This window comes from Vibrio caribbeanicus ATCC BAA-2122 (genome assembly GCF_000165125.1).
Lineage (GTDB): Bacteria > Pseudomonadota > Gammaproteobacteria > Enterobacterales > Vibrionaceae > Vibrio > Vibrio caribbeanicus.
This window is the reverse complement of the sequence record NZ_AEIU01000096.1, coordinates 1-15,386: the sequence shown is the minus strand read 5'-3', so window position 1 is coordinate 15,386 and position 15,386 is coordinate 1. Positions and strand designations below refer to the sequence as shown.

Sequence of the window (15,386 nt, the reverse complement as noted above, 5' to 3'; positions counted from 1 at the left end):
AGACTGATTATTAAAATTGATTATTGATTCCTATTATTTATTTGTAGCAATAATGAATTGCAAAACTTATTGCGTAATTGTTCATATATTCAACAAAAAAAGGAATAATAATTAATTATTGATATATCTGTATTTAAAATTCTGATTCAGGAAAGGTTTCTATACTGTTTGAATATCTGTTTTCTTGCTGTTTTGGTCGACTGTCAACAACTAATATCCGAGCGGAACGATAGGCATAATCCATACTTTCCATCTCATTGGGTCGTTGGGTTAAAGCCTTAACCGTTGGTATTATGACAAAAAAAACTAATGGTTCTGAGTGAGCAAGATGCCAATTATGTTCCTTGCTTGATTTTTTATAGGCATTTAGGTTTATGGTGAGCACTATGCTTTCTGGGTCAAGGCGGCTGCCTTTGAAATAGCCCAACTCATGAACTGCTCCCCAAACGGATTCAAAAGGCCGTTCAAGAGTGCTGCGTAAAAACAGCTCAATATGGAGCGTGCTATTAGCGTCTTCTTCTTCAATGACTAGCCTATGGTTATAACGTACTCCATCTTTAAACGGTAAGTAACCCAAGTTATTAGTTACTATGTCACGATCCCTAGGGCAAAACTGAACGGAGTTAGAGGGTTGCATACTTGCGTATAGTTCGCAGGTAAATTGTTTGACTATCAACTCAAGTGCAGAATGGAAGGGAGCGTTTTTGAGATCATTAACTGAGACCACCTCATTTAAATGTGCTTCTGCAAAGATTCTCGGTATGTAGTGGTTTACTTTGTCTGTATTTTCTATTTTGACAAATTCATTGTGTTCTAAAGCAGACTTAACGATATTTGGAGAATTTGCCAATTGAACATTTGCATCTGAAAATGTCGCTAGGCTTAGAGTTGGATAATGGTCTGGTGCTTTGTCCAAATCAAAACCAGAACATCCTATTAAAAGCCCTAACATCCCAAGATGAGTCCATTTTCTCAAACAGGGTTGCATCAAATCTTTTCCTTTCGACTTCTTCATACACCCATACTAGTTTGAACTTTATTTATCGTCATAACCCTCATTTAAATTTTTCTGACTAAATTCACACATTCGACCCTTGGTATTTTATTAAAAACTCATCTTGATGGTTATTTTGCTTTTAAGATCAAATTGTCGACAATTCGATTGGAATGTGTAGGAAATTGAAGATAAGTTGCTATTATTATTTTTATATTGTTGACAATTTTGATGTAAAAAATGAATTCGAAGATAAGCCCAGAACCTGAGACAAGGTTAGACACGAAGTCACAAAGCCTAACGAAAACGCTTATAGAAGCGATCGTCAACGGCGAGATTGGGTCTGGGAGTAAGATTTCTGAGCCAGAGCTAGCGAAACAGTATCAAGTCAGCAGAGGGCCTCTGAGGGAAGCCATTATGCGTTTGATGGGGCTTGGCTTGGTTGAGCGTATTCCTCATGTAGGTGCTCGTGTTATTAGTTTGAACGTAGATAAGTTGTTTGAGCTATATACCGTACGCGAAGCTTTGGAAGGGATGGCCGCACGGCTTGCTGCCTCGAATATGGCAGATAGTGAGATTGAATATCTTGAGCAATTGTTAGAGAGACACTTGGGACATATTGAAGAGGTAGATGGAGCTTCATATTTCCATCAGTATGGTGATTTTGATTTCCACTATCTCGTTATTAAAGGAAGTAAAAATGAACAGTTAATCTCACTCTTGTGTGATGAGCTTTATCATCTTCTTAGGATGTACAGATACCAGTCGCCCCAATCTGAGTCTCGCTCTGTTATAGCCTTAAACGAACATAAGCAAATTCTGTTCGCTATCCGGAATAGAGATGGGGAACTAGCAGAATTATTAATGCGACGTCATATTTCAGCGAGCCAAAAATTAATTACAAATAGTCTTTAGAAAAGGAATGTAGGATGACAATGTCTCAAGGACAAAAATTTCGTAAAGCTATACACGAAAATAAGCCATTACAGATAGTAGGTACTATTAACGCCTATTGTGCGCTAATGGCTGAGAATCTAGGCCATAAAGCTATTTATCTTTCTGGAGGAGGTGTTGCGAATGCATCTCACGGATTACCAGATCTTGGTGTGACTACCCTAAACGATGTTCTGATAGATGCAGAAAGGATTACCTCTGCTTGTGAATTGCCTCTTTTGGTCGATATTGATACCGGGTTTGGAGGTGCTTTTAGTATCGCCAGAACGGTGAAATCGATGGAACGTGCTGGTGTTGCTGCTGTACATATGGAAGATCAGGTAGCACAAAAAAGGTGTGGACACAGACCCAATAAAGCCATCGTTACCAGAGACGAAATGGTCGATAGGGTTAAAGCTGCTGTGGATGCAAGACACGACGATGCGTTTGTAGTTATGGCTCGCACAGACGCCCTTGCAGTCGAGGGCCTTGAACTCGCAGTTGAGAGAGCAATTGCCTACGTGGAGGCAGGGGCGGACATGATTTTCCCTGAGGCAATAAATAACCTTGAGCAATACAAGACATTTTCTGATGCGCTTAAAAGTGGAACTGGTAGAAATATTCCAATCCTTGCAAACATAACAGAGTTCGGCCAGACACCGTTATACGGGTGTGAACAGTTATCGCAAGTGGGTGTTGAGATGGTCCTTTATCCATTGAGTGCTTTTAGAGCAATGAATAAAGCTGCGGAGAATGTTTATCAACACCTTCTCACAGAGGGAAATCAAGAAAAGCTTATTGATACAATGCAAACTCGAAACGAGCTCTACACTCATCTCAACTACCACGCCTACGAAGAGAAACTTGACCGATTATTTTCGTCTAAAAAATAACGGTTGATATTTCGTTAATTATTTAGTGTGACTTTATAAGTTTAGTTAAATTGGAAGCTTTGATTAAAGAATGAAAAGGAGTTTCATCATGTCTCAACCTGTTGAATTAAAGAAAGAATTAGGTGGTGCTGGATTACGTGGTCAAAGTGCTGGTACAACGGCACTTTGTACTGTTGGAAAAACAGGGACGGGCCTGACTTATCGGGGCTTCGACATCACTGATCTCGCCCACAATGCCGAGTTTGAGGAAGTAGCTTACCTTCTTTTACGTGGAACCTTACCAACAAAACACCAATTGGATCAGTATAAATCGCGGCTGTGTAGTTTAAGAGGCTTATCGAATGATCTTAAAAAGGTACTGGAACTAATTCCTTCATCTGCCCATCCAATGGATGTGATGAGAACTGGCTGTTCTTTCCTTGGAAACCTTGAGCAAGAAATGGATTTTGGTGACCAATATCAGGTCACAGAGCGTTTACTGGCACAGTTCCCTGCCATCATATGTTACTGGTATCGTTACAGTCATGATGGTGTGCGTATTGATACTGAAGATCAGACCGAATCTTGCATCGGTGGTTACTTCTTAAAGATGTTAACAGGTAAAGAAGCGAGTGAAATGCATAAGAAAGTTATGCACTGTTCACTTATTCTTTATGCGGAACATGAGTTTAATGCATCAACATTTGCTGCACGTGTTTGTGCGTCTACTTTGTCAGACCAGCATTCGTGTATCTCAGCCGCTATCGGTACATTGCGCGGCCCTCTTCATGGCGGTGCTAATGAAGCTGCAATGGAAATGATTCAAGATTGGAGAACTCCTGAAGAAGCCGAAGTAAAGATCATGGGTATGCTTGATAAAAAGGAAAAAATCATGGGTTTCGGCCACGCGATTTATCGAGAGAGTGATCCAAGAAATGCCTTAATAAAAGAATGGGCTAAATTGTTATCCGAAGATGTGGGCGACAATTATTTATACGCTGTATCCGAGCGAGTTGAGTCAGTAATGAAACGAGAGAAGGGTCTATTTTGCAATGCCGACTTTTTCCATGCTTCTGCCTATCACTTCATGGATATTCCGACCAAATTATTTACACCAATCTTTGTCATGAGTCGATTGACTGGGTGGGCTGCTCATATTTACGAACAGCGTGAAAATAACAGGATTATACGACCAAGCGCAGACTATACAGGTCCAGAATCGCAAATTTGGATTCCTATCGAGAAAAGATAATTGGTATTTAATCGAGGTATTAGCCCTTCAATCCGGTTGGGTTAATACTAGGAAAGTAGTATGAAAATGAATTCTTCCTATAGAAAACCACTTCCGGGCACACAGCTTGATTTTTTTGATGTACGTGAGGCTGTAAATACGGTGTCTTCTGGTTCTTACGACAAGCTTCCATATACATCCAGAGTTTTGGCTGAACAGATAGTCAGGCGTTGTGACTCTGATATCCTGATTCAGAGCCTTGAACAAATTATTTACCGCAAGCGAGATCACGATTTTCCTTGGTATCCTGCACGTGTTGTTTGCCATGATATTCTTGGTCAAACCGCTCTAGTTGACCTTGCTGGGTTAAGAGATGCAATAAACCAACAAGGTGGTGACCCTTCAAAAGTGAACCCTGTTGTCGAGACTCAGCTTATTGTCGATCACTCGCTTGCGGTCGAGCATGCTGGTTTCGAGTCAGACGCATTTGAAAAAAATAGAGCCATTGAAGATAGAAGAAATGAAGATCGCTTTCATTTTATCGATTGGTGTAAAACTGCATTTGAAAACGTCAGTGTTATACCCGCCGGCAATGGGATTATGCATCAAATTAATCTAGAAAAAATGTCTCCTGTTGTTCAGAGCCAACATGGTGTTGCTTTCCCGGATACCTGTGTTGGTACGGACAGTCACACGCCTCATGTCGATGCTCTTGGGGTGATTGCTATTGGTGTGGGTGGTTTAGAAGCCGAGACAGTCATGCTCGGTCGCCCGTCAATGATGCGTCTACCAGATATTGTCGGTGTGCACCTAACAGGAGAGCGCCAGCCAGGGATTACTGCAACTGACATTGTTCTAGCGCTGACAGAATTTCTTCGTCAAAAGCGAGTCGTTTCATCATATTTAGAATTCTTTGGAGAAGGAACAAAGGGCCTAACCATCGGCGATCGAGCGACAATCTCAAATATGACACCTGAATATGGGGCGACTGCAGCAATGTTCTACATTGACCAGCAAACCATTGATTATCTGAAGCTAACAGGGAGAGATGATAAGCAGGTTGCTTTGGTTGAAAATTACGCCAAAACCGTAGGGCTTTGGTCGGAGCAACTCTTAACTGCTCAGTATGAAAGGGTCCTTGAATTTAACCTTTCTAATGTGTGCCGCAATCTTGCGGGGCCATCAAACCCACACCGACGTTTGCCAACGTCTGAACTTATGACTCAAGGTGTTGCAACTAGTCAGCAAATACAGCCTTCAAACGGTACGTTACCTGATGGAGCTGTAATCATTGCTGCAATTACCTCGTGCACAAACACAAGCAACCCAAGAAATGTGGTTGCTGCTGGGCTTGTTGCTAAAAAGGCTAATGCGCTTGGGCTTACTCGAAAACCCTGGGTTAAATCATCTTTTGCACCAGGCTCGAAAGTTGCTAAATTGTATCTCGAAGAGTCCGGACTTTTAAAAGAGCTAGAAGCTTTAGGCTTTGGTATTGTTGCATATGCTTGTACGACTTGTAATGGTATGAGTGGGGCGCTTGACCCTGAAATCCAAAAAGAGATTATAGATCAAGATGTCTATACAACGGCTGTCTTATCTGGCAATAGAAATTTTGATGGTAGGATACACCCTTATGCTAAGCAGGCATTCTTGGCATCTCCGCCTTTAGTCGTTGCTTACGCTTTAGCAGGCAGTATTCGCTTTGATATTGAAAGCGGTGTCCTTGGAGAAGACATAAATGGTGTGCCGATATTTTTAAGTGATTTATGGCCTACTGATGAAGAAATTGATGCCATTGTAAATAAGCATGTAAGGCCTGATCAATTCAATCAGGTCTACATTGAGATGTTTAAGCTAGAGGAAGAAAATACACCAAAATTTCCTCTCTATGAGTGGCGTCCCCAAAGTACTTATATACGTAGGCCTCCTTATTGGGAAGGGGCTCTTGCTGGTGAACGCCAACTTAAGAATATGCGACCTTTAGCTATTTTAGGGGACAATATCACCACTGACCACCTTTCGCCGTCTAACGCTATTTTAGCAAGTAGTGCGGCGGGTGAATATCTCACTTTCATGGGTGTACCAGAGGAAGACTTTAATTCTTATGCGACTCACCGTGGAGATCATTTGACCGCTCAAAGAGCAACACTGGCTAACCCCAAATTGTTTAACGAAATGGTTCGAGACAACGGTAATATCATTCAAGGTTCGCTTGCTCGTATCGAGCCTGAAGGTAAAGTGACCAGAATGTGGGAAGCGATTGAATGTTATATGGAGCGAAAACAACCGTTATTAATTATTGCTGGTGCGGATTATGGACAAGGTTCATCGCGAGATTGGGCTGCTAAAGGCGTGAGACTTGCTGGTGTCCAAGTGATTGTTGCTGAAGGTTTTGAGAGAATTCACCGAACCAATCTTATTGGCATGGGAGTGTTACCACTTGAGTTCAGATTAGGAACCGACAGGAAAACGCTTCAGCTTGATGGTAGTGAAACTTACGATGTGATTGGAGATATTTATCCTGGGTCGTCGCTTACTCTTAGGGTTTCTAGAAAAAATGGGGCCTGTGAGAATGTTGATTTGTTATGTCGCCTTGATACCGAAGATGAAGTAAATGTTTATCAAGCGGGTGGTGTTTTACAACGATTTGCCAAAGACTTCTTGAGCCAATAAGGATAAATAATGACATCAATACTACAAATACCCGCAACCTATATGCGTGGTGGAACGAGTAAGGGGGTTTTCATTAATGTTGATGATCTTCCTCCAGAGGCGAGAGAACCCGGTGAATTTAGGGATAAAATTTTACTCCGCACGATAGGTAGTCCAGACCCTTATGGAAAGCAGATAGATGGACTCGGTGGTGCAACATCAAGCACCAGTAAAGTGGTCCTTGTGTCGAAAAGTCGACATGAAGGTTACGACGTTGATTACACTTTTGGTCAAGTTGCAATTGGAAACCCTGTTATTGATTGGAGCGGTAATTGCGGAAATTTATCATCAGCAGTTGGACCATTTGCCGTGCACTCTGGTTTGATAGATAGAGGACGACTGCAGGAGGATGGAACTCTCAAAGTACGAATTTGGCAGGTTAACCTAGCCAAAGAGATCGTCGTGCATGTGCCAGTGAGAAAACAGAGAGTGGTTGAGACGGGAGACTTTTATTTAGATGGTGTTGCATTTCCTGCCGCAGAGATCAAAGTCGATTTTCTAAGTCCTAGTGCCTCTGATGGAAGTCTGTTTCCAACTGGCAATCGAATTGACAAGTTGGAGGTGCCAGAAGTAGGGGTATTTGAATGTACTTTGATTAATTCTGGTATCCCATCGGTTATTTTATCTGCAAATGATATCGACTTATCAGGTGTAGAGCTTCAAGAAGAGGTAAATAATCGATCAGACCTGCTAGCGAAGGTGGAGTTGATTAGGGCACATGGTGCTTTAAAAATGGGTCTGATAGATTCGATTGAACAGGCCCAAGAATCACAGCACACACCTAAGATACTCTTTTTATCTCCCTCAAAAACCTACACATCATCCAGTAATAGCCGAATAGACAGCAGCAATATTGATTTAGTTGTGAGAGCATTTTCTATGGGAAAAATGCATCATGCGATGATGGGTACTGCCGCGGTAGCATTGGCATCAGCGGCTAGTATACCTGGTACCTTAGTGAGTGGGTTAATGGGTAATGCTAAAGCCGAGATCTCTATTGGTCACCCATCGGGAAAATTAACAGTCGGCGCTTGTGGTATCGAGAAGGACTCAAGTTGGTCTATCGCGAAAGCGACGATGAGCAGAAGTGCCCGAATCCTGATGAAGGGAGAGGTTTTCGTTCCTCTTGTTTGAGCAACAAAAATTGGAAGCGTGTACTCGTTTTAGTGATGAGAATTAGCTTTCGATCTTGTTGGTGCGAGAGATTTATCTTATCTCTTTGTGTATTATAGGAAAGTCTCTCGCATATTATATATTAAACATGGATGATATTACGATTCGACCCGCGAACGCTCACGATTTAGTTACGCTTAATCAAATGATGTTCGATTTGCATGATGAGCACCACCATCAATGCCCAGAATACTTCAAGTCAGCTTCAGATATTGAAGAAATAAAAAGCATTGCTCGTTATCTTGATGACCCCGAATGTTTGGTTTTTGTTGCTTGTCATTCTGACAAGATTCTGGGGTTCGTTACGGGGCATTTTTGTGAACTAATTTCTAGTGTAAGCAAACCCGTTCAAATGGGCAGTATTGATGAGCTTTTTATTGAGAAAGAAAGTAGACGCTTCGGTGTAGCTCGAAAACTATGTATGCACCTAGAACAGACTTTTTTAGATTACGGCGTGATTGAGGTTTTCGTTGAAGTGTGGGATTTTAATAAAAATGCACTTGGCTTTTACACAAAAAGTGGATTTTCTAATCACATACATTGGTTAAGAAAAAAATTGGTTTCGAATTAGCGTGTCTTTACGAACAAGAATAATCCATCTAATCTTTCTCACCTTCTCGGTTGTTACTTCCTTTTCTTCTTATCCTGACGAAATATCAGGTGCTGCTTGTATTATTCGTTTTAACGATAAAATGGTTTTTACACAAGAAATCGTTACCAATAAAATATCAATTCCTGCCGGAGGGTTACTTGATGGAGAAACGCCAAAAAACACTGCTAGGCGCGAGACTTATGAGGAAACAGGGTTACTAGTCAAACCGATGAGGGAACTTGGACGTTCCAAAACGACGGTCTTTTTTGATTGTGTTCCTGCAGGAAAAGTTCAAGCACTTAAGCCAAAAAATCGGTATCAAGGCAACAATTTACGAACTTGGAAAGCACCTCATTACGGTGTGGAAGTAAATCTTGCTATGATAGCCGATCCTTCGACGATTGTTGGATCACAATATCGACTTCCACAACAGTTGCCATGGCTTGAGAAAATGTTCAGCCGAGCGGCTAATAATGAGATTATTTATGTACCCTCATTCAACACAGAGCGGTCTTTGGTTGAAGATATTCAAGTTAATTTTCTTAATCAGCTTGAACAGAGCTACTTTTCACTCAGTCAATCATCCCAATATACAGTTCAAATATTACTTGTTGTGACAAAGTTGCTGAATTCACCTATTTTGATATTTCTTATTTTGGTGTGGGCTTGTAGGAGGATCGATTATCAAGTTGGATTAAAGCTATTAATTTTTACTGTTACGATAAACATGTTGGCTTTGTTGTTGCAACGGTCGCTAAATTATCCCTCTCCGAATATTTTTGCATCTTACTACATCACAGATACAAAAACTTGGTTCAGCTTACCAAGCATTGCTTTGGTTAATTGGTCATTCTTCTGCCTTCTTGTCCGTGATTTTTTTAAAGAAGAGAGAAGGTACGTATCTTGGTTGGCCCTCTCATTTTTGTCACTAAACATGAGCTTAGTCGTATTAGAAGGCTCAGTATTTCTCGCTGATGGGCTTGTAAGTATTTTTATAGGATTTGTGGTGTACCTAGGATTCAAAAAGTGGCTCGGTATCGATTCGACTTACTTAAAAGAACATGTGCGTCTATGTTTAGCAGTACTTCTTGTATCGTGTTTTATTTTGGCTTTATTTTGGCCATTAATCACACTTTTTTCCTTGATGATAATTTTAGCTACTTTAATCTTAGTCTCGTATTCTGGCTCTGGTAGGTTGTTTGGGGCATGGATGAATAAGAGGTTTTACACCACTTTTTTTGCTGTAATGTCGGTTGATTTTTTACTTACCATTATATTTCACTTTTTCGTCTCTGAGGGGAAAGCAATGGTTGCGTTAGAAATGCTCAGATATCCAGTTGCAATACTATTTTTGTATCGGCAGTCTATGTTTGTAGATAAAGGCAAACATGGTGATAGAACTTCCGGCAGTGAAGTACTTTCCAATCATTATGAAGAGTCTTATTATTCCAATAAATAGACAAAAAATCGTAGGGTTGTACTAATTAGTTGACCTCAAGGGCTCTGTCCTTTAATGTCTCGATCCTGCAAAATCTTTGATTATGAATTAGCCGAGAAAAAGTTGTATAAAGTTAACGAAATGTTTGAGACGATTCAAGGAGAGGGCGTTTTTACTGGAGTACCCTCTGTATTCGTCCGCCTTCAAGAATGTCCAGTAGGTTGTGCTTGGTGTGATACAAAGCAAACTTGGGATGCCAGTCCGAAAGATGAACGAACCCTCAAAGAGATCCTTTCGAAAACAACTGACTCTCCGACTTGGTGCAGAGCTTCGGCTAATGATGTCGTGTCGGAGTATTTACGCCAAGGGTATACGGCTAGACATATTGTGATTACAGGTGGTGAACCGTGCATCTATGATTTGATTCCTCTAACAGAAGCCTTTGAAGCTATTAATTGTAAGTGTCAGATTGAGACGAGTGGAACGTCTGAAGTGATTACGTCACCAAATACATGGGTTACAGTGTCACCAAAGATAGCAATGAAGGGGAAACTGCCAGTTCTTCCTTCGGCTCTGATCCGAGCAAACGAGTTAAAACACCCGGTGGCTACTCAAAAAGATATTGACCGCCTTGACGACTTATTGTCGGGTGTATCGCTATCAGAAGACACTGAGATCGCTCTTCAGCCGATTAGTCAGAAGCCAAGGGCAACAGAATTATGTATTGAAGTATGCATAAAAAGAAATTGGCGTCTATCCATTCAGACACACAAGTATCTAAGCATCGCTTAATAGGAGTCATAGTATGAAAAAAGCAGTCGTTGTATTTAGTGGTGGTCAAGATTCAACCACATGCCTGATGCAGGCGATAAAACAATACGATGAAGTCCATACTATTACCTTTGACTATGGTCAGCGGCATCGTCTCGAAATCGAAGTTGCTCGAAGTATTGCAGATGAACTAGGCGTCAAAGCCCATAAAGTAATGGACGTTACTTTGTTAAATGATCTAGCAGCCAGCTCATTGACTCGTGATAACATTGCTGTATCGAATGATGTGCAAGAAAATGGGCTGCCTAATTCGTTTGTCCCTGGCAGAAATATTCTTTTTCTCACTCTTGCTGGCATTTATGCATATCAAGTCGGTGCGCATGATCTAATTACTGGCGTCTGTGAAACCGATTTTTCTGGTTACCCTGATTGTAGAAATGATTTTGTTCAAGCAATGGGGAAGGCTCTGGAACAGGGTATGGATCGACAGTTGAATATTATCACACCATTAATGTGGCTAAATAAGGCTGAGACTTGGGCATTGGCCGATAGCCTAGGTGCACTGGATCTAATCAAGGATAAAACCCTAACCTGTTATAACGGCATTATTGGAGAAGGCTGCGGTGATTGCCCTTCTTGTCACCTTAGAACAAAAGGGCTTGATGATTACTTGAGCAACAAAGACAATATCACCAAAGATCTGATTGCCAAGCAGTCAAGCAATGAATAACAAAAAAGCGCCAATCGGCGCTTTTTTTAATCGATATACATTTTAGCGAGGTCTTGTGGCTCAACCTCTTTGCCTTCCAACTGCGCATTCCAATTTGTACCAACGAGCACTCCATCTTCTGCCAGAGTCAGTAACCAATCTTCCACAAAGATATCCAAGGGTATTTCTAAGACTTTAAAGTCTGCCCACTCTTCTATATTGTGCTCTTTGGCATCCTCTTCAGAAGACCAAAAAGGCATAACCTCGCTGTTTTCGAATTCGCTGGAATCACAAGATAACCAGCCCTCTTCATTGCGCATTCCCCAAACTAGTTGTGAAGCTTTAGTTTCAGCAACGAACAACTCCAAGTTTGCTTGGGTATCTGAGGTTAATTTAGTCATAGTGTTGTCTCATTTAATTTGATAGGGCATAGACTAACATTACAGGTAACAAAACGAAACTAACTAGTATTCAAGTTTAGAAAATATAGTCCACTCTTTATCTAAGCTCTCTTTACTTCCGATAACAGTAGCGATGACTTTTCTATCTTGTGCACTGTTTTGTGAGTGACTGGTTTTTGCGTCCCCGAAGCCAACGATTGATATTCTTTCAAAATCAACTCCATAGCGCACCAGGACCTTTTTGACATTAGATGCCCTTTGTTTTGACAGTTCTAGATTGTGAGAGTGGCTGCCTAAGTGGTTAGCAAAACCCTGTAATTCGACAGAAGTGTCTGGATATTTATCAAGAAAGTCTGCCATAGAGCGTATTTGCGATAAATAGATGGGACTCACCTCGGAAGAATCGTTTTCGAACAAGATATGCAAATTATGGCTACCTTTCTCCCTGGTATATTTTCCGCATCCATCATTATCGATACTTGTTCCTTGTTCAGTTTGTTGACAAAGGTCTCGAGCGTTGATGACTCCATCTTTATCGTCATCGGCGAGCGCCATATCCTTGTATTGGCTCAATGATTTTGATGTATAGTCTGCTTGCTCGTTAGACGAACAAGCTGCTAAAAAAAACACGGCAATGATCAAGGATAAGCGATAATTCATATTAGTAATTTTTCTCTTGTGTCCATTCGTATGGAATTTCAACTCTAAACGCCTTTAGTAGGTTACCTGTGGCATTCATGACTCTGTATTTAGCATACTGCTCATCATACTTCGCATCAAGGTAACCTTTGCGTGCTTCGAACAATTCGTTTTCAGTATTAAGCAAATCTAAAAGGGTGCGTTTTCCGAGTTTGTATTGTTTTTTATAGGACATAACAGTCTCTGAAGCAGAATCAACATGATCGGACAGAAACTCTTTCTGCTGTAAGGTTAGGTCCAAGGCACTCCAAGATAAACGGAGTCCTTCCTCGACGCTTCTAAAAGTACGGTCACGAAGATCTTTTGCTTTGTTCAGTTGTTGGGCCGTGCTTCTTGTTCTGTTCATATCCGTGCCGCCGTTGAACAGATTGTATTTTACTCTGACCATAGCAGAAAACTCATCACTATCACCTTCGATACCGCCGGCATCTTGTCGCCATGTTTGATTTGCTTCAAACGTTATACGTGGATGATTTGCACCTTTGCTTTGCTCATATTGATATTTCGCTGAATCTACGTCGGATTGTGCGACTCTTATTACTGGGTGCTGGTCGTAAGCTAAAGCCAAGCCTTGATCAACAGTAAACGGAATAAACGCAATATCTGCTTTGGGGAAAATTAACCCTTGGGGATGCTGACCTACCACTTTTTTAAATGTAGTGTGCACATCAAATAGGTTATTTTGGGCAGCAACCAAGTTTCCGTGAGCTTTTGCCAATCGTGCTTCGACTTGTGATAAATCTGCAGTAGAACCAATACCGGAATCAACTCGCCTTTTGATGTCAGAGTAAATCTCTTTATGTACCGCTAAGTTTGATTCAGATAGCGCCAAGACTTCGTAAGCTTTTGAAGCATCGAGATAAATCTTAGCTACTTCCAAAGCAATATCTTGAGCGTCAGAAATAAGTTGAAAACGAACAGATTCTGCGTCCGATACGGTTCTATCTATATTGTCTAACGTAGATGCTCCGTCCCATAAAAGTTGGGTGAGTGTTAATGTTGCATCTTTACGAGTAAGGTCACTCTTTGTTCCAGAGGCGAGATCAACAGACTCATGTCCAATACCAGCATTTAAATCCAGTTTTGGCAGGTAGCCGCCATATGACCCTTTAGCGTCAAAAGCTTTGCTTTTGAATTCGTGGTATGACGCTTTGATATCGGGGTTCGTTGCTATTGTATGTGCTACTGCTTGTTCTAATGTCTGTGCTTGTGCTGGTAAGCCAACAAACATAGATACCCCGACTACTCTCAATAAATTCCGATACACTCTGGACCTCCTCATTAAACCTTCGCGTGCGAGGATACTAACCAATTTTTATGTCTCAAAAATGAGATAAAGCTATATTTAAAGTTAATAAAATAACACTTTTAAAACAATAAACCCAGTAAATTAGAGTGCGGATTTTTGTTGATAATGTCATAAATATCATTTAGATATAAGTTTAGGAGCTACTGAGGATAATGTGCGCATACATGGTCATTTTCCGCTAAAATTGAGATGTGTGTCCAACTAGTTGACATAAACTTTTATTGGTATTCTTACTTTTGCAACGTCATTTCATCAGAAATGAGTTTTTGAACAAATGTAAAAGTGATAATTTATAGATGTGGGAAATGTTTTTTTTGTCCCAGTGTTTAGCGGTAATAAAAAGATAAAAATATTCAGAAAATGAAGGATAACTTATGAGTTTTGGTTCTTTTGTGATGGCAGGCAGTACGGATATTGAGCAGACCATCGTCATCGATATCCTGGGCAACGTGCGCGTTCTCGCTGACGGAGAATTACCTCAGCTAGGTGAGGTTGTTGTAGAGCAAAGTCTAAATACTGATTTGGAGATATTAGCGCAGTTCAAGCGAGTCGACGGAGAGAATCAACAAACCAACATTACCCCTGATATAGAGCAAGCTGTTGCCGATTCTGACATAGACCAAATCTTAGCCGCCATTGAACAGGGTGTGGACCCGACTCAGTTAGACGATGAATTTGCTACTGCCGCGGGTACGACATCTGGTTCTAGCATAACCTCATCAAATACCATTGATCGAGATGCAAACGAAAAGCTAGCCGACACAAAGTTTGAGACGCAAAATTTTGAAGTTTTTTCAGGTTCCCCAGATTCACAAAGCCTCGCCATTCTCGAAAGATTCTTAGCGTTAAGAACTCCCATCTCAAGTAACAGCTCTCCTGAAGGGGAAAATATAGTAGTCTTTGTTGACGAGGACAGGCCTCTATCGGGACAAATAATTGCCACTGATAGTGATAGCGGGTCTCTATCTTATTCACTAGATGACGCAACACAGAATGGCTCGATCACTGTGAGCGATAATGGTAGGTGGTCATATCAGCCAAATCCCAACTTTTTTGGCAATGACAGCTTCACTGTAACTGTGAGCGACGGCGAAGGTGGCACAAAAGAAATCATCATAAGTATCACGGTTAATAGTATTAATGACCTCGCGTCGATCAGTGGCGATAGTTCTGTTGAACTTACAGAAACAACAGGCATTGACCAAACGAGTTCAACTGCTAAAGGTCAACTTTTTTCAACCGATATCGATAACGCAGATAATCAGTTTACCGCTGAAGAACAAGTGGGTGAATATGGAAAACTTGTTATTGATAACTCCGGCTCATGGACTTATACACTGACTGCTGAACTCAAAGACGGAGAGGAGCAGCAGGAGTCGTTTACCGTAAGCTCAATTGATGGAACAACGCAAGTCATCACGCTTACCTTGATAGGCACCAACGACGCGGCAGTGATTGACGGTTCAGCGAGTGCGACGGTCATCGAAAGCAACGCCCAGCAGGAGGTGACGGGTACATTAACCTCGACGGACGCGGACGGGAACGACAACCG

The 15,386-nt window shown here is 41.2% G+C and carries 14 protein-coding genes; 10 read left to right on the top strand and 4 right to left on the bottom strand.

The window, feature by feature from the left end; genetic code table 11:
• Nucleotides 1–133 precede the first annotated feature (133 nt).
• Nucleotides 134–1,015 (bottom strand): hypothetical protein, encoded by an 882-nt coding sequence (locus RH40_RS15800; RefSeq protein ID WP_174260328.1) that lies wholly within the window; start codon nt 1,013–1,015, stop codon nt 134–136.
• A gap of 219 nt (nt 1,016–1,234) precedes the next feature.
• On the opposite strand from RH40_RS15800, the gene RH40_RS15795 reads away from it, so the two are divergent.
• The 9 genes from RH40_RS15795 to queC all read left to right on the top strand — a co-directional run bounded on the left by RH40_RS15795 (nt 1,235) and on the right by queC (nt 11,446).
• Nucleotides 1,235–1,909 carry a GntR family transcriptional regulator gene (locus RH40_RS15795; protein ID WP_009602642.1) on the top strand — a complete coding sequence of 225 codons (675 nt, stop codon included), beginning with the start codon at nt 1,235–1,237 and terminating at the stop codon, nt 1,907–1,909.
• A gap of 14 nt (nt 1,910–1,923) precedes the next feature.
• Complete coding sequence (gene prpB / locus RH40_RS15790; RefSeq protein ID WP_009602636.1) at nt 1,924–2,820, top strand: methylisocitrate lyase; 897 nt, start codon at nt 1,924–1,926, stop codon at nt 2,818–2,820.
• A gap of 88 nt (nt 2,821–2,908) precedes the next feature.
• Nucleotides 2,909–4,051, top strand: coding sequence for a bifunctional 2-methylcitrate synthase/citrate synthase (gene prpC / locus RH40_RS15785; protein ID WP_009602635.1), 1,143 nt, complete (start codon nt 2,909–2,911; stop codon nt 4,049–4,051).
• Nucleotides 4,052–4,111: 60 nt separating this feature from the next.
• Nucleotides 4,112–6,703 (top strand): Fe/S-dependent 2-methylisocitrate dehydratase AcnD, encoded by a 2,592-nt coding sequence (gene acnD / locus RH40_RS15780; RefSeq protein ID WP_039954848.1) that lies wholly within the window; start codon nt 4,112–4,114, stop codon nt 6,701–6,703.
• A 9-nt stretch (nt 6,704–6,712) separates the two neighbouring features.
• The gene (prpF, locus tag RH40_RS15775) at nt 6,713–7,876 is read left to right on the top strand and encodes a 2-methylaconitate cis-trans isomerase PrpF (protein ID WP_009602633.1); all 1,164 of its coding nucleotides are present in this window, start codon (nt 6,713–6,715) and stop codon (nt 7,874–7,876) included.
• Nucleotides 7,877–8,003: 127 nt separating this feature from the next.
• Nucleotides 8,004–8,486: a GNAT family N-acetyltransferase gene (locus RH40_RS15770; protein WP_009602632.1), complete on the top strand. Its 483-nt coding sequence runs from the start codon at nt 8,004–8,006 to the stop codon at nt 8,484–8,486.
• 1 nt (nt 8,487) lies between these two features.
• On the top strand, nt 8,488–9,966 hold the full coding sequence (locus tag RH40_RS15765) for an NUDIX hydrolase (protein WP_009602631.1): 1,479 nt from the start codon (nt 8,488–8,490) through the stop codon (nt 9,964–9,966).
• Between the two features lie 120 nt (nt 9,967–10,086).
• Nucleotides 10,087–10,737 carry a 7-carboxy-7-deazaguanine synthase QueE gene (queE, locus tag RH40_RS15760; RefSeq protein WP_039954858.1) on the top strand — a complete coding sequence of 217 codons (651 nt, stop codon included), beginning with the start codon at nt 10,087–10,089 and terminating at the stop codon, nt 10,735–10,737.
• Between the two features lie 13 nt (nt 10,738–10,750).
• A complete protein-coding gene (gene queC, locus RH40_RS15755) occupies nt 10,751–11,446 on the top strand; it encodes a 7-cyano-7-deazaguanine synthase QueC (RefSeq protein ID WP_009602629.1) in 696 nt (231 codons plus the stop codon).
• Between the two features lie 26 nt (nt 11,447–11,472).
• Here queC and RH40_RS15750 read toward each other — a convergent pair whose 3' ends face one another.
• The 3 genes from RH40_RS15750 to RH40_RS15740 all read right to left on the bottom strand — a co-directional run bounded on the left by RH40_RS15750 (nt 11,473) and on the right by RH40_RS15740 (nt 13,756).
• Nucleotides 11,473–11,826: a DUF2750 domain-containing protein gene (locus RH40_RS15750; protein WP_009602628.1), complete on the bottom strand. Its 354-nt coding sequence runs from the start codon at nt 11,824–11,826 to the stop codon at nt 11,473–11,475.
• 63 nt (nt 11,827–11,889) lie between these two features.
• A complete protein-coding gene (locus RH40_RS15745; RefSeq protein WP_009602627.1) occupies nt 11,890–12,486 on the bottom strand; it encodes an OmpA family protein in 597 nt (198 codons plus the stop codon).
• Nucleotide 12,487: 1 nt separating this feature from the next.
• Entirely contained in the window at nt 12,488–13,756 is a 1,269-nt protein-coding gene (locus tag RH40_RS15740; RefSeq protein ID WP_009602626.1) for a TolC family outer membrane protein, read from the bottom strand.
• A gap of 452 nt (nt 13,757–14,208) precedes the next feature.
• Here RH40_RS15740 and RH40_RS15735 point away from each other — a divergent pair.
• Nucleotides 14,209–15,386: cadherin-like domain-containing protein (locus RH40_RS15735; RefSeq protein ID WP_009602625.1), on the top strand; the 1,178-nt coding region annotated here is incomplete at its 3' end.